Genomic DNA, 22260 nt, shown 5'->3' with positions numbered 1-22260 from the left:
TCCTGGACGATGGCCGGCGCACGGCAGGTCTCGGGTCAGGGCTCGTCATCGGCGTGGCGGAACTCGGCGCCGTGGGCGGGGCCGGTGCCGTCGGGCAGGGGTTGTTCGGCCCAGATGGTCTTGCCGCGGGTGTGGTAGCGGGTGCCCCACAGCTCGGCGAACTGCGCGACCATGAACAGCCCGCGCCCTCCCTCTTCGGTGTCCTGCGCGCGGCGGATGTGCGGCGAGGTGCTGCTGCCGTCGGTGACCTCGCAGATCAGGCTGCGGTCGCGGATCAGCCGCAACCGGATCGGCGGCGCGCCGTAGCGAATGGCGTTGGTGACCAGCTCGCTGACCATGAGCTCGGTGGTGAACTCCAGGTCCCCCAGCTCCCATTCGGCGAGCTGCCGCGTGGCCAGCCGCCGTGCCGCGGCCACGTTCTCGGGCTCCGCCGCCAGCTCCCAGGTGATGTGCCGGTCCGGCTCCAGTCCGCGCACCCGCGCCACGAGCAGGGCCACATCGTCCTGCGGCCGGGGCGACGGAAGGCGGCGGACGACCGCGTCGCAGACGCCGTCGAGCGGGGGAGAAGAGGCGAGCCGGGCATCGGAGAGCGCCTCGCGGAGCCAGGCGGGACCGGCGTCGGCGCTCGGGTCCTGCGGGCCGGCCAGGCCCTCGCTGTACAGGACGAGCAGATCGCCGTCGGTCAGCGTCGTCTCGCCGCACTCGAAGGTCGCTCCGCCGCCACCGAGCGGGGGGCCGCCGGGCAGATCGAGGAACCGCACCGACCCGTCCGCCGTCACCTGCGCGGGCGGCGGATGGCCCGCGCGGGCCATGGTGCAGCGCCGGGTGACGGGGTCGAAGACCGCATACGCGCAGGTGGAGCCGGCCGCCCCGGCTGCGCGGTCGCCGCCGTGCTCGTCCTGGAACCGGTTGACCTGGTCGTCGAGATGGGTGAGCAGCTCGTCGGGTGAGAGATCGAGATCCGAGAGCGTACGCACCGCGGTGCGCAGCCGCCCCACGGTCACCGCCGCATGCAGACCGTGCCCCGCCACATCGCCCACCACCAGCGCCACCCGCGCGCCCGACAGCGGGATCACATCGAACCAGGCACCTCCGAGCACCGTGCTCCCACTCGCCGGCAGATAGCGCGACGCCGCCTCCACGGCGCCGAGCGCGGGCATCCGCTGCGGCAGCAGACTGCGTTGCAGGGCCAGCGCCGTCGTCCGTTCCCGGGCGTACCGCCGGGCGTTGTCGATGCATACGGCGGCGCGGGCCACGAATTCCTCGGCGAGCAGCACATCGTCCACCTCGAAGGCGTGCGCGCCCCGGGAGCGTATGAAGACCGCCGCACCCAGCGCGGTCCCCCGCGCGAACATCGGCACCAGCAGCCACGAACGGACCCCGAACTCGCGCGCCGCCGCGGCCCGGCGGGGATCGACCGCGGACAGCTCGGCAAGCACCTGCTCACCCGTCAGCAGCAGCGGCTCGCCGCCGGCCAGGGCCTGGTGGAACAGGGACGCGGGCCCGGACGCGAACGGGTCGGGCTCTCCCGTGGCGACCGTCCGCACCTGGCCCTCGGGGATGCGCGAGGTCGCCGCACGCCGCAGCGGCAGCTCCGCCGGGACCGGTCCGGAGACCGGTTCCTCGCCTCCCAGCACCGCTTCCAGCAGATCGACATAGGCATGGTCGGCGAACGGCGGCACGACCAGATCGGTGAGCTCCTGCGCCGTGTGCAGGACATCGAGGGTGCTGCCGATCCGCGCACTCGCGTCGTTGAGCAGGGTCAGCCGTTCCCGGGCCCGGACCCGGTCGGTGATCTCGAACACGATGTGCGCCAGCCCGATCGTCTCCCCGGCGCCGCTGCGCAGCGGAACGATCGTCTCGGAGAAGGCCTGGTACCGCTCCGGGGCGCCGGGCGGATGGGTGCGCACTTCGGTGGCCACCAGCGCCTCGCCGCTGTCCAGGACCTGGCGCTGGCGGGCGTCGAACGCTTCCATGTCCATGATTCCGGGCGGTGCCACCTCGCGCATGGTGCGGCCGATGAAATCGTGGTCCGCGAAATTCTTCAAGCGGCGGGCGTTCTGTGCGATGAAGTGCAATCGGATGTCGAATACGTCGATATGGAACGGTGATTCGCTGAACAGGCCCCGCAGCAGCGCACGGCCCAGGCTCTGCCGGCGCACATCGGCGGCGGGCTCCGCCCGGATCAGCCAGTAGGGCTCGTCGGTGGCGGGTTCGAGCAGATGGGCCCACATGCCCACGTCGACCCGGCTGCCGTCCCGGTGCCGCAGGGCCGCCTGCCCGAGGTAGGGCGTCTCCATCGCCCGGCACCGCTCGACCAGGAGGGAGGCATCGGGGCGTGCGTACAGCAGCTCGGCGCCGGGGTGCCCCTGGACGTCGTCCGGGGTATGGCCGAGCAGGCGCTGGGCGCCCGCGCTCCAGCCCGTCAGCACACCCCGTTGGTCGACGGTGGCGTAGGCCTCGTCGCCCGGCTCAGGAAGATCGCCGAGGGTGTCGAACCTGGCATCGTGCATGCGTGGCACCGTTCCGCGAATCGCTCCACCCGGCACCCGGCGCCGCCCCTGTTCCGGAGAAATCCGCGGCATTTCCGAGGATGCGGCATTTCCGAAAATGCGGTGTTCCGGAGAGTGCGGAATTCCTGAGAATTCCGCGGCCGCGAAAAGGGCTGCGCCGTTCGCCGGGTCGAATATTTCTCGCACACCGCGTGGGTCGATCCGGAAGGCAATTCTATCCCTGGGGCATGCACCCTGCCGGTCCGCGGGCGGGGCCGGAAGGATGCGGCCGGCGGCATGGCCATGCCGTCCCGTGCCGCCGGCCGCCGGGCTCCCGCCGCGGCTCACAGCATGACGTGCTTGACCTGCGTGTAGTCCAGCAGGCCGGCCAGTGACAGATCGCTGCCGTAGCCGGAGTGCTTGACCCCGCCGTGCGGCATCTCCGACACGGTGGTGCCGTGCGTGTTCACCCAGACGATCCCGGTGTGCAGGGCCCGGGTGGCGCGCAGGGCACGGTCATGGGCGCCGGTCCATACGCTCGCCGCGAGACCGAACCGCACGCCGTTGGCCAGCCGCAGGGCCTCCGCCTCGTCGGCGAAGCGCTGCACGGTGACGACCGGTCCGAAGATCTCCTCCTGCACGATCTCGTCGTCCTGCCGCACCCCTGCGACCACGGTGGGGGAGTGGAACCATCCCCGCCGCCCCGTCGCCGTCCCGCCCGTCACGATCTCCGCATGCGCCGGCAGACGACTCAACAGGCGTTCCACGGAAGCGAGTTGGGCATGGCTGTTGAGCGGGCCGTAGTCCGCCGGGGGACCGTCGGGCGGCCCGGTCCGCAGCGTGCGGGCACGGGCCGCGAAGGCGGCCACGAAGGCGTCGTGCACGCGGCGGTGCACCAGCAGGCGGGTGGGCGCGGTGCAGTCCTGGCCCGCGTTGTAGTACGCGACGGCGGCGAGCTCGGCCGCGGTGGCCTCGACGTCCACATCGTCGTGCACGATGACCGGGGCGTTCCCGCCCAGTTCCAGATGCACCCGTTTGAGATCGGCCGCCGCCGCGGCGGCGATCTCCCGGCCGGCCCGGACGCTGCCGGTGACGGCGACGAGCCGGGGCACCGGGTGCGCCGTCAGGAAGCGCCCGGTGTCGCGGTCCCCGCAGACCACGTTCAGCACACCGGGCGGCAGCTGCTCCGCCGCGATCCGGGCCAGCAGCACGGCCGACGACGGGGTGGTGTCGGCGGGCTTGAGGACGCTGGTGTTGCCCGCCGCCAGCGCGGGCGCGACCTTCCACGAGGCCATCATCAGCGGATAGTTCCAGGGGGTGATCCCCGCGCAGACCCCGACCGGTTCGCGCCGCAGCAGCGAGGTGCGGCCCTCGGTGTACTCGGCGGCGGCCGCGCCCGGCAGATTGCGCGCCGCCCCCGCGAAGTAGCGGAAGGTGTCGGTGATCGCGGGCAGTTCGTCGTCCCGGAACCGCTCCGGCGGCTTGCCGGTGTCGGCGACCTCGGCGGCCACCAGGGCATCGGCGTGTTCCTCCAGCGCATCGGCGATCCGCAGGAGCGCCCGCTGCCGCTGCGCGGGCGTGGTCAGCGACCAGCGGGCGAAGGCCGCCTCCGCCGCGGTGCAGGCGGCGTCGGTGTCGCAGGCGCCGGAGCGCGGGGCGCTGCCGTGCACCTCACCGGTGGCGGGGTCGACCAGTTCCATCGTCGCGCCGGAGTCCGCCGGGCGGTCCTGCCCCGCGATGTGGTTGCGAAGGGGCGTCGGTGCGCCGGTCTCAGCCATGGCGCAGCACCTCCTGCGCCGCCGCCCGCCCGGTGCGCACCGCGCCCTCCATGTAGCCGGCCACCCACTGGTCGGATCCGCAGACGTAGAACGGCGGTTCATGGGTGCCGTGCAGCGGGCCGACCGCCATCACGTCCCCGGGATTCCACTGTGTGACATAGCCCTGGGTCCAGGGATCGGTGCCCCACAGCCGTAGATACGACGTGAACGGCTGGAGGGCCTCGTCACCGTAGAGGCGGGCCACCTCGCGCAGCAGCTCGTGGTCGCGGAGCGGCTCGGGCATGCCCAGGAGCACGCCGTAGCGCTCGGGCGGTATCAGCGCGGACAGCACGCCCTCGCTCTGCGGCCAGGTGCTGCCGAGCACGCCCTCGCACTCGGAGAGACCGCTCAGGCCCAGGCCGCGCCAGAAGGGCCGGTCGTAGGCCGCCGCGAACTTCGCCGCGACGGCCTGCCGCTGACGGTGCAGCGAGGCGAGCCGCGCGTCGGAGACCCCGGTCACGGCGACCGAGCGCAGCGGGCCGACCGGCAGGGCGCTGACCACGGCGCCGGCCGTCAGCGTCTCCCCGCCCCGCAGCCGCACCCGGCAGCCGCCCGGAGCCACCGCGACCTCTTCGGCCGGTGCTTCGAGCCGGACCCGCCGGCCCAGCTCCGCGGCCATGCGCAGGGCCACCGTCGCCGAGCCCTCGGCCACCCGCAGGCCCTCCCAGTCCTCGTAGGCATAGGCCTCGTCACCCGGGACCGCGGCGTGTTTGCGCAGCGCGGCGAGCAGCGAGGTGCGTTCGCACGAGCCGTCGGCCAGGGCGAGTTGGCCGATCTCCCACAGCCGCACGACGGCCGGGCTCGCCCCTTCGGAGCGCAGCCAGTCGCCGACCGACAGCCGGTCGAGGGCCTCGGCGTGCGGATGGGACCAGGGATCGTGCGGATCGACGGTGCGGGCCAGCGCGACGAACGCCTCGGTCACCCGCCGGTGGCCGGCGTCGTCACCGGGGCCGAACCAGTGCGGCGGGTCGCCGGCCGAGATGCCCTCCGCGGTGGCCCGCACCATCCGGCCGGGTTCGGCCACATAGCTGGGCACGAGGCTCAGCCCGAGTTCCGCGGCCAGCGCGAGATAGGCGTGATGGGCCCGGCCGACCACCTCGCCGCCGAGCTGGACCAGCCGGCCGCCGGGCAGTACGGCCTGTTCGACGCGTCCGCCGACCCGGTCACGGGCTTCGAGGACGAGGACGTCGGCGCCGGCCGCGCGCAGGTCCCGCGCCGCGGCGAGACCGGCGAGGCCGGCGCCGAGCACGATGACATCGAGATTCATGGGGGAGCGTTCCTTTGCTGTCGGTGGGCGGCTGCGGGCGGGCGGACGTCAGTCCAGGACCAGGCAGTGCTCCGGCCGCCAGCCGATCTCCACGCTCTCGCCGCCGCTCCAGCGGTCCTCCATGCGCGAGCGGTCGGTGTTCTGTTCCAGTACGGACACCGTGACGCCGGGGGCGAGTTCGATCAGGTACGTGGTGGTGGGGCCGGAGTAGACGGTCTCCCGGACCACACCGCGCACCAGGGCCATGTCCGGTTCGAAGTCGGAGAGCCAGATCTTCTCCGGCCGGATCGAGAGGCTGACGCCGCTGCCCTCGGCGATCCCGCGGTGGGTGCCGACCGGCAGCGCGGGCCCGCAGTCCAGGACGACCTTTCCGTCGCGGTAGGTGCCCGGAACGAGGTTCGAGGTGCCCATGAAGGAGGCGACGAAGCGGCTCGCGGGCCGCTCGTAGACGTCCTCCGGCGTTCCGCACTGCTCGACCCGGCCCTCGTTCATCACCGCCACCCGGTCCGACATGGTCAGCGCCTCGTCCTGGTCGTGCGTGACGAAGACGAAGGTGATGCCGACCTCGCGCTGGATCTGCTTGAGCTCGACCTGCATCCGCCGCCGCAGCTTGAGGTCGAGCGCGGCCAGCGGCTCGTCCAGCAGCAGCACCTGAGGGCGGTTGACCAGGGCGCGCGCCAGCGCCACCCGCTGGCGCTGGCCCCCGGAGAGGGTGCGCGGCTTGCGGTCACCGAGGCCGCCGAGCTGCACCCGTTCGAGCATGGCGGCGACCCGCTCGCGGATCTCTCCCCGGCCCACGCCCTTGCGCTTGAGACCGAAGGCGACGTTGTCGGCCACCGAGAGGTGGTCGAAGAGGGCGTAACTCTGGAAGACGGTGTTGACGTTGCGCTTGTCCGGCGGCAGCGCCGTCACGTCCGTACCGCTGAGCAGAACGGACCCGGCGGTGGGGTCGGTGAATCCGCCGATCATCCGCAGCGAGGTGGTCTTGCCGCAGCCGGACGGTCCCAGAAGGGAGAAGAACTCACCGGGCGCGATGTCCAGGGACAGGTCCCGCACCGCGCAGGAGGAGCCATAGCTCTTGCTGATGTGGTCGAGCCGGACGGCGGGCGGTGCGGCGGCCGGGGCCGCGTCAGGGGTGGGGGAGCCGGGGGAGAGGGAGTTCGTGGAGGCCATGGGTCACTTCCCGGAGAGCAGATCGAGGCCACCGCGGCGGCCGAACAGCCGCGGGATGGCCAGGGCGAGACCGACGAGGCCGACCGAGCCGGCCAGCATCAGCGTCCCGACGGCGTTGATGGTGGGCTGCACGCCGAACCGGATCGCCGAGTAGATGCGGACGGACAGCGGCTGGGGATCCACGCCGGTGGTGAAGTAGGCGAGGACGAAGTCGTCGAAGACCAGGGCGAAGACGAGGACCGCCGCGGCCAGGATGCTGGGGAGCAGGGCGGGCAGGGTGACCAGCCGCAGCGCCTGCCAGCGGGTGGCCCCCAGATCCATCGCGGCCTCCTCGACCTCCGGGTTGAGGGCGGCGATCCGCGACCGCAGGATCACCGTCACATAGGAGATGGAGAAGGTGATCTCGGCGAGCATCACCGTGCCGGAGGAGAGGGTGATGCCCAGGCCCTTGAAGAGCAGCATCGCGGCGACGCCGGTGACGATCTCCGGGGTGATCAGCGGTACGAGCATGATCAGGCCGGCCAGCGACCCGAGCCGGGTACGGCAGCGCACCAAACCCAGGGCCAGCGCCACCCCGAGCACCACCGAGCCGGCCATCGCCACCAGGGAGACCCGCAGGCTCATGCCGAGCGAGTCGATCAGGACGTTGTCGTGGAAGAAGGCCGCGTACCAGCGGAGGCTGAAGCCCTTGAGGACGGTGAGGGACTTCTGGGCGTTGAAGGAGAAGAGGACGACGACGCCGATGGGCAGGTAGAGGAGGAGGAAGAAGACGGCGGTGACGGCCAGGGCGGCCCGGGGCCTGCGGTCGGTGCCGCGGCGGCGCCGCCGGTGCGGCGGGCGGAGCGTCATCGGGTGGCCTCCGCTTCGTCCTTGCGGGTCCGGCGCAGATAACCGAGCATCCCGATGAAGAGGACCGCCATCATCAGCATGGTCAGGGCGGAGCCCAGCGGCCAGTTCTGGCCTTGGAAGAACTTGTCCTGGATGAGGTTGCCGATCATGATCTGGTCCGGGCCTCCCATCAGCTGTGCACTCACGAAGTCGCCCATGGCGGGCAGGAAGACCAGCACCGCGCCCGCGGCCGCGCCCTGCCGGGTGGTGGGGAGGGTGACGAAGACGAAGGTGCGCAGGGGCCCTCCGTAGAGGTCCCGGCCCGCTTCGATCAGCGACAGATCCATGCGTTCCAGTGCCGCGTAGAGCGGGATGATCATGAAGACGATGAAGCCGTAGACGAGTCCCGCGATGACGCCGACGCCGCTCTGCAGGATCTTGGTGTGCCCGTCGGCCAGCCCGACCGCACGCAGCACCTTCAGCACCGGGCCGCCGTCCGAGAGGACCACCGACCAGCCGTACATCCGCACCAGGTAGTTGGCGAAGAACGGGACGACGATCGCGGCGATCAGCAGATTCTTGAACCGCCCGCCGTGCAGGGCGATGACGTAGGCGACCGGGTACGCCACGACCAGGCACACCACGCAGGCGATCAGGGCGAATCCCAGGGAACGCAGCAGCACGATGCGGTACGCGGGGTCGGCGAGGGCCCGGATGTTGTCGAGGTCGAACCCGAACCGCGGATTGCCGAGGGGGTCGGTGGTGCCCAGCGCCAGGGTGGCCACCAGAAGCAGCGAGGCGATGAGGAATCCGGTCATCCAGAGGGTGCCGGGGAGCATGAGCCAGGTCCACAGCCGGGTGCCGGACGCGGCGCGCCCGCGCGGCGCCCGGAGCGTCCCGGAGGGAGAGGGGGTGCGTTGTGCCATGTCAGCCGGCTTTCACGTGGGTCCAGGCGGTGTCGCGGGCCCGCTCGCCCGGTGCGGAGGCGTTGCGGAAGAAGAGTTCGGCCCTGAGGTCGTCGGGGGCGACCAGACACTGCGGGAACGGTTTGACGATCGCGGCGTAGACGTCCTCGCTGCCGCGGACCGGCATGGGGTAGCCGATGTAGCGGATGTTCCGGCGGACGTTCTCCGGCCGGAGCATGTAGTCGATGAAGAGCATCGCCGTACCGGGGTGGCGGGCGTTGGCGGGGATGGCGTAGCAGTCCGAGTTGATCGGCGCGCCTTCCCGGGCGACCTCGAAGCCGAGGACGGACGGGTCCTTGGCCTGCCCGAGCATGGCGGCCATGTCCCCGCTCCAGGCCTGGGTCATCGCCGCGTTGCCGTTGAGCAGGTTGTTGTAGCTGTCGCTGGAGAAGCCGCGCAGCCGGGGGCGGAGGCTCTGCAGCGTCCTGGTGATCCGGGCGAGGTCGTGTGCGTCGGAGGTGCCGAGGTCCAGGCCGAGCTTGAGCGCGGCCATCCCGAGCACCTCGTCCCGGTCGTCGAGGACGAAGACCTTGCCCTTGGCCCGGGGGTTCCACAGGTCGTCCCAGGAGTCGGTCAGATCGTCCCCGATCCGGTCCTTGCGCCAGCCGATGCCCGTCTTGTACATGGTGAACGGGACGGTGTGGGCGGAGTGGCGGTCGTACCAGGGGTCGGCGAAGTAGCGGTAGTGGCCGAACACCGCGTCGGCGTGCGGGAGCCGGTCGTGGTGGATACGGCGCAGCCGGCGGCCGGCGGTCAGCCGCTGGGCCCACTTCGCGGTGGGGAAGATGATGTCGTAGCGGTTTCCGGCGTTGAGCTTGGCGGCCATGCCCTCCATCGAGTCGAAGTTCGACTGGATGACCTTGACGCCGTACTCCTTCTCGAAACCGTCGAAGACGGCGGGCGCGACGAAGTCCGCCCAGTTGAAATACACCAGATCGCCGTCGACCTTGACGTCGATCGGCCGGTCCGGGTCGCCGAAGGCGTTCCGGCCCTCCGGCATGAAGCCGCAGCCGCCGAGGCCGAGGCCGAGGGCCGCGGCGGCGCCCGAGCGCAGGAACGCGCGCCGGGAGGGGGGTGGGGATTCCTCGGGGGACATCGGTGTCCTCTCCGTAGGGGGTGAGCGCTGCTTCAGGGCGCGGTCACGGATGCACGGAGGCCCTGCCCTCCGTGCGGACCGGTCGGCCGTGGCGCGTGGGGCGACGCGCGCCGAGGGGGACGGCTCGTACGGCTGCCTCGACGTCGCGGCTCAGGTCATCGCGTCACCGAGGTCGGTGCGTACCCGGTCGGCGAACCAGCCGACCGCGGCCTCCCGGCGGGACAGGGGGCCCGGCTCGAAGCCCGGTGTGCCCAGGCCCTTCTGGACCCGGGCCACCAATGCGGCGTCTTCGTCATTGGTGATCCAGCCGATGTGGATGTTGAGCCGGCGGGCGAGCCGGGTCCGTGCGCTCGTCCCGCGGCGCGTGTAGAAGGCGCCGGGGACGGCCACCCGGTCGACGGCCGTCGGGATGGCGGTCCAGGCAAGCACATGGTCGGGGTAGAAGTCGATGAGTGTGTTGGGGTAGATCACGGCGTACCGCCAGACCCGCCGGTCGGCGTCGGTGAGCCCCGGCATGGGGGAGGCCAGGCGCTGGTAGAGCCGCTCGGCCCAGTTCGCGGACGGTTTGTCGCGCAGCGGCGAGGCGAACAGCGCGTAGGACGCGTCGGTCTCGCAGGTGTAGCCCTGGTAGTCCAGCAGCCGCATCAGCCCGGGGTGGGCGACCGGTACGTGATAGCCCTCCAGGTAGTTGTCGACCGCGACCTTCCAGTTGGCCTCCTGCACCTCGGCGCCGGCCAGGTCGTGGATGCGGCTGCGGCCCACCGGCACCAGGTCGGCGCCCGCGTAGTGGCCGACGGCCTCGGCCAGCCCGGCGCACTGCTCGGCCAGAGGGACGGCGTCCGGATCGAGATTGGCGAAGACGAAGCCGAGGAACGATTCGACCCGGACCGGCAGGAGGCCCAGTGCCGGCTTGTCCAGGCAGGGGATCTGCCGTGCCTCGGGCGCACCGACCAGGCGCCCGTCGAGTTTGTACGTCCAGCCGTGGTACGGGCAGCGGATGGCCTTGCCGCCCGGTTCGGGGGCGGAGACCAGCCGGGTGCCGCGGTGTCGGCACACATTGAGGTGGCCGGCCAGGGAACCGTCCTCGGTGCGGACGACCAGCACCTCGCGGTCGGCGACGGTGGCGGCGAGCCGGGCGCCGGGGGCGGGAAGGTCGGACTCGTGGCATACGAGCTGCCAGGACCTGGCGAAGATGTGCCGCGTCTCGGCGGCGGCGATGGCCGGATCGGTGTAGTGGCGGGCGGACAGTGCGTGTCCGGGGGAGTCCTGCTGCGGGGGTGCCGTCGTGGCTTCGGGGTGCATCGGGTCACTCCTCTGTGCCGCACGGGTGAAGGGGGCGGAGGCGGCGGGGCGCGCGGGGGGCGCCGGCGCGGCCGGTATCGCATCCCGCGCTGACTAATTGGTCAGTCAGATTGCTGACGAGTTTCGGGGAAGTCAAGACTTGTGTCCTGACTAATTAGTTAGTTAGTTTAGTCGCGACGCCGCTCCGGTGCCCCGCAGCACGGACACCCAAGGCGAGCCGGCGCCCCGCGCCCCGATCCTTGCGCCGCACCCCACAGCGGCACCTCACCCCGGCACCGAGCCCCCGCCCCCATCCGGCGAACGGGCCCGCACCGTGCCGGCACCCCACCCTCTCCCCGGAGGCACGCATGAGCGGTCGTCGGACCCTGGTCTGGCTGGGGCTCACCCCCGAGCCGGAACGGGAACTGCCCGCCACCGTCGCCGCCCTGCGCACCGCCGCGGCGCACGCGGCGGACGTACCCGCACCGGCGATGCGGGCCGAGCGCCGCCGCGTCGAACACCTGGTGCTGCACGGCACCCAGCGCGGCTGGCTGCGCTACCTCGCCGAGGTGACCCGCCTGGTGACGGAGGTCGCCGACGGCGCCCGTCCCGGCGACCGCCGCGCCGCGCTCCTGGCGGCCGAAGTCGTCCTCGACCACCACCGCATGCTCATCGGCCTCCCCGGCCCCGGGTACGGCCGCACGGCCGGTGACCGCACGGCCCTGGAAGGCGCGGTGCGCACCCTGCGCGCCGCCGCACCGAACGGAGAACGAGGATGACCGGGATCCACGTCCTGACACCACCCGGAACCCCCACCGTGCTCGGCGCCCACCCGGACACCACCGAGGACGCCGGAACCTACACGGCCACCGGCGGTTACGGCACGGCGACCGGGGCGGCCGAACTCCTGGAACTGATCGCCGGCGCCGGCCTGCGCGGCCGCGGCGGCGCCGGCTATCCCACCGCGGTGAAACTGCGCGCCGTCCGCGACGCCGGCACCCGCCCCGTCGTCGTCGCCAACGGCGCGGAGGGCGAGCCCGGCTCGGTCAAGGACCGCTGGCTGCTGCGGGCCCGCCCGCACCTGGTCCTGGACGGACTGGCGCGCGCCGCGCAGATCACCGGCGCGGACCGCGGCTACGTCTACCTCTCCGACCCCACGGCCGGCGACCGGGTCCGCCGCGCGCTCACCGAACGGGCACCGGAGCTGCCGGTGGAGGTCGTCGACGCCCCGCACGCCTATGTCGCCGGGGAGGAAACCGCCGCGGTCCGGCGGATCGACGGCGGCCCGGCCCTCCCCACCGCCAAACCGCCCCGGCCCCACGAACAGGGCGTCGGCAACGCACCGACCCTCGTCGCCAATGTCGAGACGCTGGCCCGGATCGCGCTCATCGCCGCCCGGCCGGACCAGCGGCACCGAACGGCCCGCACCACCCTGGTCACGCTCTCGGGCGGCGGCGCCGCACCGCTGCTCGCCGAGGTCCCCTACGGACGGACCCTGCGCAGCCTCGCCGGGGCCCAGGGCGCCACCGAGCCGTCCGGCGCCCTGATGGGCGGGCTGTTCGGCGGGCTGATCGGCCCCGGCCGCCTCGGCCTCGCCCTGGACCCGGACACCCTCGCGGCCGCGGGCACCGCACTGGGCTGCGGCGCGCTCCGCTTCCTCGGCCCGGACGAGTGCCCGGTGGCCCTCGCCGCCGCGGCCCTCACCCACCTCGCCGCCGAAAGCGCCCGCCAGTGCGGCGTCTGCGTCGCGGGCACCGGAGCGCTCCGCGACGCGGTCGGCGCGCTGACCACCGGCACCGCCGCCCCCGACCTCGCCGACCGGCTCAACCGCTGGTCCACCTCGCTGCCCGGCCGCGGCGCCTGCGGCCTGCTCGACGCCGCGGCGGGCACCGCCGGCAGCCTCCTGGCCGCCTTCCCGCACCTCGTCCGCGCCCACCTCGACGCCCCCTGCCCCGCCTGCGCGGCGGGCGGCGGGCTCACCGTCGCCGTCCCCCTCGTCGCCGGCCCCGCCGTGCCGCACCAGCGAACCGCTCCCGCCGAAAGGAAGCGCCCGTGAAACTCCACCTCGACGCCACCCGCTGCCAGGGCTACGGCCTGTGCCACGAACCCGCACCGGACCTCATCGACCTCGATGAGTGGGGCTACGCCTCCGTCGCCACCCAGCCCGCACCGGGCCCCGCCGAGGACGCCGCCCGCGACGCCGTCGCCGCCTGCCCCAACTCCGCGCTCCGACTGGCGAGGTGACCATGGGACGTGATCTGTCGGCCCTGTTCGACCCCGCATCGGTCGCGGTGGTCGGAGCCAGCGACGACCCGGCGAAGTACGGGCACGCGGTCGCCGCCCAGGCGCTGCGGGCACCCGGCCGCCGCCCGGTCCATCTCGTCAATCGCCGCGGCGGCACGGTCCTGGGACGCACCACCGCCCCCTCGCTCGCCGCCGTCGGGGAACCCGTCGACCTGGTGGTGATCTCCGTACCGGGCCCCGGATTCGAGGCGGCCGTCGACGACGCGCTGGCCTGCGGGGCCCGCGCCATAGTCGGCATCACCGCCGGCTTCGCCGAGACCGGCCCCGCCGGGCTCGCCCGCCAGCGGGCCATCGCCGAACGGGTACGTGCCGCCGGCGCCGTCCTCGTCGGTCCCAACTGCCTGGGCATCGCCGACAACACCACGGAGCTGTACCTCGCCTCGGACGGCTTCGCGCCCGGTGAGGTCACCCTGCTCAGCCAGAGCGGCAACCTCGCCCTCGAACTCCAACTCCGCTGCGCACCCCACGGCCTGGGTTTCGCGCGCTTCGTCTCCCTGGGCAACCAGGCCGATGTCACCCTGGTCGACCTCGTCGAGGACGCCGCCCGGCACGACGCCACCCGGGCCATCGCCGTGTACGCCGAGGACTTCGGCGACGGCCGCGCCTTCGCCGAGACCGCCGCCGCGGCCGGGAAGCCCGTGGTCCTGCTCACCGCCGGACGGGGCACCGCCTCCGCCCGCAGCGCGCAGTCCCACACCGGCGCCCTGACCACCTCCGCCGACGTCGTGACCGCCGCCTGCCGCGACGCCGGGGTCGAACTGGTCGGCACCCCAAGGGAGATGGCCGTCGTCCTCGCCGCGCTGAACGGCCGCCGGCGCGCCACCGGCCGCCGCACCGCGGTCTGCACCGACGGCGGCGGCCACGGAGCCATCGCCGCCGACGCCGCCGAGAGCGCGGGGCTGACCGTCCCCGAACTCACCGCGGACGCCCAGCGGCAGCTCCGGACGCAGCTGTGGGAGCAGTCCGCGGTCGGCAACCCCGTCGACCTGGCCGGAATGGGGGAACAGGACCCGCACTCCTACGGCGACACCGTCACCGCCCTGCTCGCGCTCGACGAGATCGACTCCGTCCTGCTGACCGGGTACTTCGGCGGCTACTCGGCGGCCACCGGCGGCCTGGGCGGCACCGGCACCGCGGGCGGCGGCGCGCTGGCCGCGGGCGAGCTGGAGACCGCACGCCGGATGGCGGAGGGGGCGACGGCCCTCGCCAAACCCCTGGTGGTGCAGTCGATGTTCCCGGATTCGCCCAGCTGCCGGACGCTGGCCGCGGCCGGCATCCCGGTCTTCGCCGCCACCGAGGACGCCGCCCGCGCCCTGTCGGCGCTGACCGTCCCCGACCCCGGCGGCCGGCCCGGCGTGTGCCCGCTGCCCCCGCCGGCTCCGCCGCTGCGCGACACCGGCTACCACGGCGTGCGCGCACTGCTCGACGCCGCCGGAGTGCCGTTCCCCGCGGCCCGGGAGATCACCGACGAGGCCCAACTGCTCGCCGCCGCTGATGCGTTCCCCGGACCGTATGTGCTCAAGGCGCTCCACCTCCTGCACAAGTCCGACGCCGGCGGCGTCGCCCTGGGGCTGCCGGACCGCAGCTCGCTCCTGGCCACCTACCGGGACATGCACGCCCGGCTCGGCGCCGCCTCCTACTCGGTCGAGGCGATGGCCGACCTCTCGGACGGCGTCGAGCTGATCGTCGGCGTGCACCGCGATCCCCGGTTCGGCCCGGTGGCCATGGTCGGCCTGGGCGGCGTGCTCACCGAAGCACTCCAGGACGTCGCCTTCGCGCTGGCGCCCGTCCCGGCGGCCCGCGCCGAAGCGCTGCTGGCCGGGCTGCGGACCGCCCCGCTCCTTCAGGGTGTCCGCGGCCGGCCCGCCGTCGACGTGGCCGCCGCGGCCGCCGTCATCGAACGCCTCACCACGCTCGCCGCTGCCCACCCCGAGATCGCCGAGATCGAGGTCAATCCGCTGCTCGTCCGCCCCGACGGAGCCCTCGCCCTCGACGCCCGCGCCGTAGTGGCCCCACCCCCGCCCACCCCGCACACCTGACCCCGCCCCGCGCACGTCCGCCGCTCCGGAGGAGACATGGACTTCCGCTACACCCCCCGACAGGCCGATCTCAAAGCCCGCGCCGCCGCCTACACCGAGCTGCTGTATCCGTACGAGGACCGGGCCGAGGAGGCCGGCGGACCGCTGCCCGCCGAGACCGTCCGTGAGCTGACCCGAGCCGCCATCGACGCCGGCGTCTACGCCATCAACATGCCCGAGGAGTGGGGCGGGCCGGGCCTGACCCTCCTCGACCAGGTCATCGTCGAGGAGGAATTCGGCAAGGTCACCAACTGCCTGTGGGACATCCCTTGGCGGCCGGCCAATGTGCTGGCGTACGGCACCGAGGCCCAGCGCGAGAAGTATCTGCTGCCCGTCATCCGCGGCGAGCGCTTCGACGCCTTCGCGGTGACCGAACCCGGCGCCGGCTCCGACCCCGCATCGGGCACCAGCACCGCCACCCGCACCGACGGCGGATGGCTGCTCAACGGCGAGAAGTGGTTCGTGACCTGCGGCGACATCGCCGACTTCCTGCTGGTGCAGGCGGACGCGGGCCCGGAGCGGGCCGCCACCCTCTTCTTCGTCGACAAGCAGGCGCCGGGCGTACGGATGAGCCGGGTGCCCCGCTTCATGCACTCCGCCGTGAACGGGCACCCGGAGTTCACCTTCACCGATGTCTTCGTCCCCGACGACGACGTCCTCGGCGGCGTGGGCAACGGCTACGAGCTGACCAAGGAATGGTTCACCGACGAGCGGCTGATGATCGCGGCCCGTACGACCGGCGCCGCGGAGCGGGCCCTGCAACTGGCCCGGGACTGGGCGGTGGAGCGCCGGCAGTTCGGTTCGCCGATCGCGGACTTCCAGCTGGTGCAGGGCATGCTCGCGGACTGCGCGGTGGACATCGCCGTCAACCGTGCCTACACCCACCAGGTCGCCTGGGAGGCCGACCAGCCCGGCGCCGACCGCAAGACCCTGCACGCCAAGGCCTCCACGGCCAAGCTGGCGGCGAGCGAGGCGGCGGGGCGGGTCATCGACCGGTGCGTTCAGATCTTCGGCGGCCGGGGCTACGACCGTTCGTACCCCGTCGAGCGGCTCTACCGCGAGCTGCGGGTGGACCGGATCTGGGAGGGCACCTCCGAGATCCAGCGCCTGATCATCGCCAACGAGCTCATCAAACGCGGCACCCGCGCCCTCGGCCTCCCCCAGCCCTGACCCGCCGCCCGATCCCGGCCCGGCCCACCACGACCTTCGAGGACTGACATGGACTTCCGTCTCACCCCGCGCCAGGCGGACCTCAAGCGCACCGCACGCGCACTCACCGAGACCCTCACCGACTACGAAACCGCCTGCGAGGAGAACAACGGCCTTCCGCCCGAGGACCACGCGGCCATCCGCAAGGCCGTCCTCGCCAGCGGTCTGCAGGCCGTCAACATGCCGCAGGAATGGGGCGGCGCCGGCCTCACCATCCTGGAACAGGCCATCGTCCAGGAGGAGTTGGGGCAGCTCACCGGTGCGCTGTGGGACACCGTATGGCGTCCCGCCAACGCCCTGCGCTTCTGCACGCCCGCACAGCGCGCGCGTTTCCTCGAACCGGTCATCCGCGGCGAGCGCCGGGACTGCTACGCGGTGACCGAACCCGGCGCCGGCTCCGACCCGCAGAATCTCGCCACCGTCGCGACGCGGACCGCCGAGGGCTGGACGCTCAACGGCGAGAAGTGGTTCGTCACCGTCGGTGACCACGCCGACTTCATGATCGTGCTGGCCGCGGCGGGCCCGGACCGGGAGCCGACGCTGTTCCTCGTCGACAAGGACACCCCCGGCATCGAGATGACCCGGGTGCCCCGCTTCATGCACACCTTCGTCTACGAGCACCCCGAGTTCACCTTCACCGACGTCCGGGTCCCCGAGGACGCGGTGCTCGGCGGCGTCGGCAAGGGCTACGACATCACCCGGTCCTGGTTCACCGAGGAGCGGCTGATGATCGCGGCCCGTACGACCGGCGCGGCGGAGCGGGCCCTGCGGCTGGCCCGGGACTGGGCGGTGGAGCGCCGGCAGTTCGGTTCGCCGATCGCGGACTTCCAGCTGGTGCAGGGGATGCTCGCGGACTGCGCGGTGGACATCGCGGTCAACCGCGCCTACACCCACCAGGTCGCCTGGGAGGTGGACGAGGGTTCCGCCGACCGCAAGACCCTGCACGCGAAGGCCGCCATCGCCAAGCTGGCGGCGAGCGAGGCGGCGGGGCGGGTCATCGACCGGTGCGTCCAGATCTTCGGCGGCCGGGGCTACGACCGTTCGTATCCCGTCGAGCGGCTCTACCGGGAGCTGCGGGTGGACCGGATCTGGGAGGGCACCTCCGAGATCCAGCGCCTGATCATCGCCGGTGAACTGATCAAGCGCGGCACGGGCGTCCTGCAACTGCCCACCGCCCCCTGACGGCTCCGGCGTGCCCCCGCTTCCGGGCCGGGGCACGCCGGGACCGCCCCGCGGCACCCGCCGCCGCACCCTCATCTGTCACACCGTCAGCACACTTGCCGAGGAGGACCGTTGTCCGAGAATCCTGTGGAACGGATCGGGGTGGTGGGCTGCGGCCTGATGGGATCCGGGATCGCCGAGGTGTGCGCCCGCGCGGGCCGCGAGGTGCTCGTCGTCGAGACCGGACCGCGCGCGGCGGACGCCGGACGGGACCGGATCGCCCGCTCGCTCGACCGCGCCGCCACGGCCGGCAAGCTCTCCACCGGGCAACGGGACGCCGCACTCGCCAGGATCACCGTCACCACCGACCAGGATGCACTGGCCGACCGCGATCTGATCGTCGAGGCCGTCGCCGAGGACGAGGCCGCCAAGCTGGCCGTCTTCGCGCGGCTGGACGCGACGGTACGGAATCCGGCGGCGATCCTGGCCACCAACACCTCGTCCCTGCCGGTCATCCGTCTGGCCGGCGCGACCGGGCGCCCGCAGCAGGTCATCGGCCTGCACTTTTTCAACCCCGTTCCGGTGCTGCCGCTCGTCGAGCTGGTGCCCTCGCTGCTGACCGGCGAGGACACCGTCGGCCGGACGCGGGCCTTCGTCACCGACGTCCTGGGCAAGCAGGTCGTACAGGCCGCGGACCGGGCCGGTTTCGTCGTCAACGCGCTGCTCGTCCCCTACCTGCTGGACGCGGTGCGGATGGTCGAGTCCGGCGTGGCCCCGGCGGCCGACATCGACCGGGGCATGCGGCTGGGCTGCGCCCATCCGCTGGGCCCCCTCGCGCTGGCCGACCTGATCGGCCTCGACACGACGCGGGCCATCGCCGAGTCGCTCTACGCGGAGTTCCGCGAGCCGCGCTATGCGCCGCCACCGCTGCTGGCCCGGATGGTCGACGCCGGACTGCTCGGCCGTAAGTCGGGCCGGGGCTTCCACCACTACCGATGAGAGCGCCCGCGGGAAACCATGCGGGAGGCGAGGTGCGAGAACGCCCGAAGGAGACCATGCGGGAAGATGGAAGGAGACGGGCCGCAGGAGCCCGCCGCACGCCGACACCGACCCGGGGAGCACTCACGTGGCCAAGGCTGAACGCACTCTCGAAACGCGGGAACGGATTCTCTCCGCCGCGTGCGAAGTGATCGCCGAGGTCGGCTTCGAGAAGATCCGCATGCGGATGGTCGCGGAACACGCCGGGGTGTCCACGGCCCTGCTGCACTACCACTTCGAGAACCGCGAGCGGCTCTTCGCCGAGGCGATGACCCACTCCTTCGGTCAGACCGGCACGGAGCTCGAACGCGATGCCGACACCGTGCCCGCCTCCGTGGTCCTCGCCCGCATCCTGCACAACATGCTCCCCACGGACCCGGAACTGCGCCAGGACTGGCGCCTGTGGCAGGAGCTGTGGGTCAGGGCCCTGCGCGACGCGTCCGCCCGGCACCTCGCCGTCGACCTCTACGACCAGCTGCACGCCTGGATCAGCCAGGCGATCCGCCGGGGCATCGACGCGGGCGAGTTCACCGACTGTGATGTCGAGGCAACCAGCACGCTGCTGATGGCGCTGAGCGACGGCTTCGGCATCCGGCTGATGCTGGACGACCCGCGGATCGACCTCCCCGCCGCCCAGGCCGCCATCTGGCGCGCGGTGTCGGGCACGCTCGGCGTGCCCGACACCTTCCCCGAGATCTGAGCCGGCGGGCGGCCGCCGGCGGGGAGGCGCACCGTCAGAGGCTGCGGGCGGTGATGTCGCCGTAGGCGGTGGTTGCCCGGATGTTCAGGTCGGCGGTGGCGCCTTCGGTGTTCTTGAGTGCGTTGTGGATCCGGCCGTAGCTGGTGCCGGCGTCCAGGGTGGCGGAGACTCCGGGGGCGGCGCCGACCGAGATCTCGCCGGCCTCGGTGCGCAGTACGACCGAGCCGCCCACGGCCTCGTTGATGCGGATGTCGCCCTTGGCGGTGGTGATCTCCGAGGGGCCGCCGAGGCGGCCGACGAGGCGTCCGCGGGCCGGACCTCGACCGTGGTGTCGGCCCGGCGCGGCGGCGATGAACCGGAGACACCGACACCGACACCGACACCGACACCACGGCCCGGGTGCTGACCTGCCTTTACACCGCCGACGCGGGCAGCCTCACCGCGTCCGAACCCGCGACGAACGGCGCCGCGAGCGCTACGCCGTCGACGACGATGTCATGTACCAGTCGACGATGGCCAGTGCCCGCGCCACCGCCCACCTCGGCGAGGTCGCCCGGCCGGGCGTGGGCATCCTCGGCCCCGACACCGCTCCCGGCCGGCGCCGCGGCTCAGGCGCCCGGTGCCCCCGTCTCCGTCAGTTCTCCGTCGGCGACCCGCAGCCACCGGTCGACGCCGATCCGTTCGAGGAACCGCTCGTCATGGCTGACCACCACGAACGCGCCGCGGTAGCAGGTCAGGGCGCTCTCCAGCTGGCCCGCGCCGACCAGGTCGAGGTTGTTCGTCGGCTCGTCCAACAGCAGCAGCTGCGGGGCCGGTTCGGCGCACAGGACGCAGGCGAGCGTGGCGCGCAGACGTTCGCCGCCGGAGAGTACGCGCACGGGCAGGTGTGCCCGGGGCCCGCGGAACAGGAAGCGCGCGAGCAGGTTCATCCGCTCCGCCTCCGGCCGGTGCGGGGCGAACACCGCGAAGTTCTCGGCCACGGTGCGGTCGGGGTCGAGCAGATCCAGGCGCTGCGACAGGGAGGCGATCCGCCCGTCGGCACGCCTGATGTTCCCGCCGTCCGGGGCGAGTTCACCGGAGATCAGCCGCAAGAGGGTGGTCTTGCCCGCGCCGTTGGGGCCGGTGAGCGCGATGCGCTCGGGACCGCGGATCGTGAGGCCGACGCCGTCCCCCGCGAACAGGTTGCGCTCGCCATGGCGGATCTGCATCCGCTCGCCCAGGATGACGGTGCGCCCGGCGGGGACGTCGGTGTCGGGCAGCTCCAGGACGAGCCGCTGCTCGTCCCGCAGGGCACGTCCCGCCTCGTCGACCCGGGCCTGCGCCTCGTGGACGCGGGTGGCGTGCATCTGGCCCGCCCGGCCGGCTGACTCCTGGGCGCCGCGCTTCATGTTCCCGGCGAAGATGCGCGGCAGGCCGGCGTTCTTGAGGTTGCGGGCGGCGTTGCTCGCCCGCCGCTCGGCCCGTTCGCGGGCCTGCTGCATCTCGCGCTTCTCCCGCTTCAGCTCCTGTTCGGCGTTGCGTACGTTCTTCTCCGCGACGTCCTGCTCGGCCCGTACGGCCTGCTCGTACTGGGTGAAGTCGCCGCCGTACAGCCGCAGTTCACCGCGGTCCAGTTCGGCGATCCGCTCCATGCGGTCCAGCAGGGCCCGGTCGTGGCTGACCAGCAGCAGACTGCCGTTCCAGTCCGAGAGCACCTCGTAGAGCCTGTGGCGGGCTTCGAGGTCGAGGTTGTTGGTCGGTTCGTCGAGCAGCAGCACATCGGGGCGCTTGAGCAGCTGTGCCGCCAGGCCGAGGCTGACGATCTGGCCGCCGCTGAGGGTGCCCAGGGTCCGGTCGAGGGCGAGCTGGGCGAGGCCGAGCCGGTCGAGCTGGGCGCGGGTGCGCTCCTCGATGTCCCAGTCGTCGCCGATGGTGGTGAAGTGTTCCTCGCTCACATCGCCGGACTCGACGGCGTCGATGGCGCGGATCACCGCGTCGACGCCGAGGACCTCGGCGACCGTCGGTTCACCGGTCAGGGGGAGGGTCTGCGGGAGGTAGCCGATCGTGCCGTGGACGGTCAACGCCCCCGCAGCGGGCCGCAGTTCACCGGCGATCAGCTTCAGCAGGGTGCTCTTGCCGGAGCCGTTGGGCGCCACCAGGCCCGTACGGCCGGCGCCGACGGTGAAGGACAGGCCCGCGAAGACCGGGGTGTCGTCGGGCCAGGAGAAGGTCAGCTGGGAGCAGATGACGGAAGTGTCGGACATGGGGATGACCTCGTGAGGGAAAGAGGGCAGAGCGCTCCACGGGGAAACCGCTGAACGGAGTCCGCTGTACGAAAACTGCTGTACGGGAACCGCTCCACGGGGAATCCGCTGCGCGAAGGGCACTGCGCCTGAGACAGGGAAAGGGGACGACGCGATGACCACAGCGGCGGCTGCCTGGATGCGCCTGCCGGTGGCCGATCAGATCCGGGTATCACCCGGAGATGTCGTCGTCACCCGCCATGTCTGGACTCCTCTACGAAAGATCACTGTCGCGGCAACCGTATCAGGCTCCGCGCGGCAGTCCGAAAACTCCCGCCTCCGCCTCCCCTCTTGTTTCCTCCTCCGCTGCCGGTGTGAAGGCCCGCGGCCCGCGTCCCGTGCGGCGGAGGAGGGCGCGCTTCAGAGCACCAGGTCCCACGCCACGCAGGCGAGGAGATTCCCCGCTCCGGGGTTGCCGGCGTCCCGCTCCGGGTCCCTCGACGAGGCAGCCTTCGTCTCCACCATGTCGTCGTAGGCGATCCGCTCGGGCAGCGCGCCGAACCGCGCATGGCGCACCGCCGAGTCGCTGTCCTGTGTGCTGTGGTCCCGCATCGTCAGCCTCCCGTTCC

18 protein-coding genes and 2 pseudogenes are annotated in these 22260 nt (G+C 72.7%); 9 read left to right on the top strand and 11 right to left on the bottom strand.

All coding sequences use genetic code 11. The features are described 5' to 3' along the window. Positions 1–35: 35 nt before the first annotated feature. From AC5677_RS05230 to AC5677_RS05195, 8 genes are all read right to left on the bottom strand, one after another. Positions 36–2513, bottom strand: a complete 2478-nt coding sequence (locus AC5677_RS05230) for an ATP-binding SpoIIE family protein phosphatase (RefSeq protein WP_497193822.1) — start codon at positions 2511–2513, stop codon at positions 36–38. 323 nt (positions 2514–2836) lie between these two features. Further along, positions 2837–4270 carry an aminobutyraldehyde dehydrogenase gene (locus AC5677_RS05225; RefSeq protein WP_497193821.1) on the bottom strand — a complete coding sequence of 478 codons (1434 nt, stop codon included), beginning with the start codon at positions 4268–4270 and terminating at the stop codon, positions 2837–2839. Next, complete coding sequence (locus tag AC5677_RS05220; protein ID WP_497193820.1) at positions 4263–5576, bottom strand: flavin monoamine oxidase family protein; 1314 nt, start codon at positions 5574–5576, stop codon at positions 4263–4265. Before AC5677_RS05220 ends, AC5677_RS05225 begins: the two co-directional genes overlap by 8 nt. Before the next feature lie 48 nt (positions 5577–5624). Beyond that, on the bottom strand, positions 5625–6749 hold the full coding sequence (locus AC5677_RS05215; RefSeq protein WP_497193819.1) for an ABC transporter ATP-binding protein: 1125 nt from the start codon (positions 6747–6749) through the stop codon (positions 5625–5627). 3 nt (positions 6750–6752) lie between these two features. Next, positions 6753–7598 carry an ABC transporter permease gene (locus tag AC5677_RS05210; RefSeq protein WP_497193818.1) on the bottom strand — a complete coding sequence of 282 codons (846 nt, stop codon included), beginning with the start codon at positions 7596–7598 and terminating at the stop codon, positions 6753–6755. Further along, the gene (locus AC5677_RS05205; RefSeq protein ID WP_497193817.1) at positions 7595–8503 is read right to left on the bottom strand and encodes an ABC transporter permease; all 909 of its coding nucleotides are present in this window, start codon (positions 8501–8503) and stop codon (positions 7595–7597) included. Before AC5677_RS05205 ends, AC5677_RS05210 begins: the two co-directional genes overlap by 4 nt. 1 nt (position 8504) lies before the next feature. Continuing rightward, positions 8505–9638, bottom strand: coding sequence for a polyamine ABC transporter substrate-binding protein (locus tag AC5677_RS05200; RefSeq protein ID WP_497193816.1), 1134 nt, complete (start codon positions 9636–9638; stop codon positions 8505–8507). Between the two features lie 150 nt (positions 9639–9788). After that, positions 9789–10940 carry an aromatic ring-hydroxylating oxygenase subunit alpha gene (locus tag AC5677_RS05195; RefSeq protein ID WP_497193815.1) on the bottom strand — a complete coding sequence of 384 codons (1152 nt, stop codon included), beginning with the start codon at positions 10938–10940 and terminating at the stop codon, positions 9789–9791. 347 nt (positions 10941–11287) lie between these two features. Between AC5677_RS05195 and AC5677_RS05190 the strand changes: the two genes are divergently transcribed. From AC5677_RS05190 to AC5677_RS05155, 8 genes are all read left to right on the top strand, one after another. Further along, a complete protein-coding gene (locus AC5677_RS05190; protein WP_497193814.1) occupies positions 11288–11698 on the top strand; it encodes a hypothetical protein in 411 nt (136 codons plus the stop codon). After that, complete coding sequence (locus AC5677_RS05185) at positions 11695–12975, top strand: NADH-ubiquinone oxidoreductase-F iron-sulfur binding region domain-containing protein (protein WP_497193813.1); 1281 nt, start codon at positions 11695–11697, stop codon at positions 12973–12975. The genes AC5677_RS05190 and AC5677_RS05185 overlap by 4 nt, the downstream gene beginning before the upstream one ends. Further along, a complete protein-coding gene (locus AC5677_RS05180) occupies positions 12972–13163 on the top strand; it encodes a ferredoxin (RefSeq protein WP_497193812.1) in 192 nt (63 codons plus the stop codon). Before AC5677_RS05185 ends, AC5677_RS05180 begins: the two co-directional genes overlap by 4 nt. Before the next feature lie 2 nt (positions 13164–13165). Beyond that, positions 13166–15262 (top strand): acetate--CoA ligase family protein, encoded by a 2097-nt coding sequence (locus tag AC5677_RS05175; RefSeq protein ID WP_497193811.1) that lies wholly within the window; start codon positions 13166–13168, stop codon positions 15260–15262. Between the two features lie 36 nt (positions 15263–15298). Next, complete coding sequence (locus AC5677_RS05170) at positions 15299–16471, top strand: acyl-CoA dehydrogenase family protein (protein ID WP_497193810.1); 1173 nt, start codon at positions 15299–15301, stop codon at positions 16469–16471. Between the two features lie 48 nt (positions 16472–16519). Continuing rightward, positions 16520–17692 (top strand): acyl-CoA dehydrogenase family protein, encoded by a 1173-nt coding sequence (locus AC5677_RS05165; protein ID WP_497193809.1) that lies wholly within the window; start codon positions 16520–16522, stop codon positions 17690–17692. A 111-nt stretch (positions 17693–17803) separates the two neighbouring features. Next, on the top strand, positions 17804–18670 hold the full coding sequence (locus AC5677_RS05160) for a 3-hydroxybutyryl-CoA dehydrogenase (protein WP_497193808.1): 867 nt from the start codon (positions 17804–17806) through the stop codon (positions 18668–18670). Between the two features lie 127 nt (positions 18671–18797). Next, entirely contained in the window at positions 18798–19409 is a 612-nt protein-coding gene (locus tag AC5677_RS05155) for a TetR/AcrR family transcriptional regulator (protein ID WP_497193807.1), read from the top strand. A 34-nt stretch (positions 19410–19443) separates the two neighbouring features. On the opposite strand, the pseudogene AC5677_RS05150 reads toward AC5677_RS05155, so the two are convergent. Then, positions 19444–19707, bottom strand: a pseudogene (locus AC5677_RS05150) (DUF4097 family beta strand repeat-containing protein); the annotation flags it as partial. 95 nt (positions 19708–19802) lie between these two features. Here AC5677_RS05150 and AC5677_RS05145 point away from each other — a divergent pair. Beyond that, positions 19803–20029, top strand: a pseudogene (locus tag AC5677_RS05145) (MarR family transcriptional regulator); the annotation flags it as partial. Here the strand turns inward: AC5677_RS05145 and abc-f are convergent. Together abc-f and AC5677_RS05135 are read right to left on the bottom strand one after the other, a co-directional pair. Next, a complete protein-coding gene (abc-f, locus tag AC5677_RS05140) occupies positions 20018–21652 on the bottom strand; it encodes a ribosomal protection-like ABC-F family protein (protein ID WP_497193806.1) in 1635 nt (544 codons plus the stop codon). The pseudogene AC5677_RS05145 and the gene abc-f sit on opposite strands and share 12 nt — an antisense overlap. Positions 21653–22051: 399 nt before the next feature. Further along, the gene (locus tag AC5677_RS05135; protein ID WP_497193805.1) at positions 22052–22243 is read right to left on the bottom strand and encodes a hypothetical protein; all 192 of its coding nucleotides are present in this window, start codon (positions 22241–22243) and stop codon (positions 22052–22054) included. Positions 22244–22260: the final 17 nt, after the last annotated feature.

This window comes from Streptomyces sp. JLSY215 (assembly GCF_059682825.1).
The sequence above is the reverse complement of the archived record's forward strand: the minus strand, read 5'-3'. Positions and strand labels throughout refer to the sequence as shown.

Bases quoted from the DNA above. Each gene is read 5' to 3' on its own strand.
- AC5677_RS05230 (WP_497193822.1), bottom strand. From the start codon at position 2,513: ATGCACGATGCCAGGTTCGACACCCTCGGCGATCTTCCTGAGCCGGGC.
- AC5677_RS05225 (WP_497193821.1), bottom strand. From the start codon at position 4,270: ATGGCTGAGACCGGCGCACCGACGCCCCTTCGCAACCACATCGCGGGG.
- AC5677_RS05220 (WP_497193820.1), bottom strand. From the start codon at position 5,576: ATGAATCTCGATGTCATCGTGCTCGGCGCCGGCCTCGCCGGTCTCGCC.
- AC5677_RS05215 (WP_497193819.1), bottom strand. From the start codon at position 6,749: ATGGCCTCCACGAACTCCCTCTCCCCCGGCTCCCCCACCCCTGACGCG.
- AC5677_RS05210 (WP_497193818.1), bottom strand. From the start codon at position 7,598: ATGACGCTCCGCCCGCCGCACCGGCGGCGCCGCCGCGGCACCGACCGC.
- AC5677_RS05205 (WP_497193817.1), bottom strand. From the start codon at position 8,503: ATGGCACAACGCACCCCCTCTCCCTCCGGGACGCTCCGGGCGCCGCGC.
- AC5677_RS05200 (WP_497193816.1), bottom strand. From the start codon at position 9,638: ATGTCCCCCGAGGAATCCCCACCCCCCTCCCGGCGCGCGTTCCTGCGC.
- AC5677_RS05195 (WP_497193815.1), bottom strand. From the start codon at position 10,940: ATGCACCCCGAAGCCACGACGGCACCCCCGCAGCAGGACTCCCCCGGA.
- AC5677_RS05190 (WP_497193814.1), top strand. From the start codon at position 11,288: ATGAGCGGTCGTCGGACCCTGGTCTGGCTGGGGCTCACCCCCGAGCCG.
- AC5677_RS05185 (WP_497193813.1), top strand. From the start codon at position 11,695: ATGACCGGGATCCACGTCCTGACACCACCCGGAACCCCCACCGTGCTC.
- AC5677_RS05175 (WP_497193811.1), top strand. From the start codon at position 13,166: ATGGGACGTGATCTGTCGGCCCTGTTCGACCCCGCATCGGTCGCGGTG.
- AC5677_RS05170 (WP_497193810.1), top strand. From the start codon at position 15,299: ATGGACTTCCGCTACACCCCCCGACAGGCCGATCTCAAAGCCCGCGCC.
- AC5677_RS05165 (WP_497193809.1), top strand. From the start codon at position 16,520: ATGGACTTCCGTCTCACCCCGCGCCAGGCGGACCTCAAGCGCACCGCA.
- abc-f (WP_497193806.1), bottom strand. From the start codon at position 21,652: ATGTCCGACACTTCCGTCATCTGCTCCCAGCTGACCTTCTCCTGGCCC.
- AC5677_RS05135 (WP_497193805.1), bottom strand. From the start codon at position 22,243: ATGCGGGACCACAGCACACAGGACAGCGACTCGGCGGTGCGCCATGCG.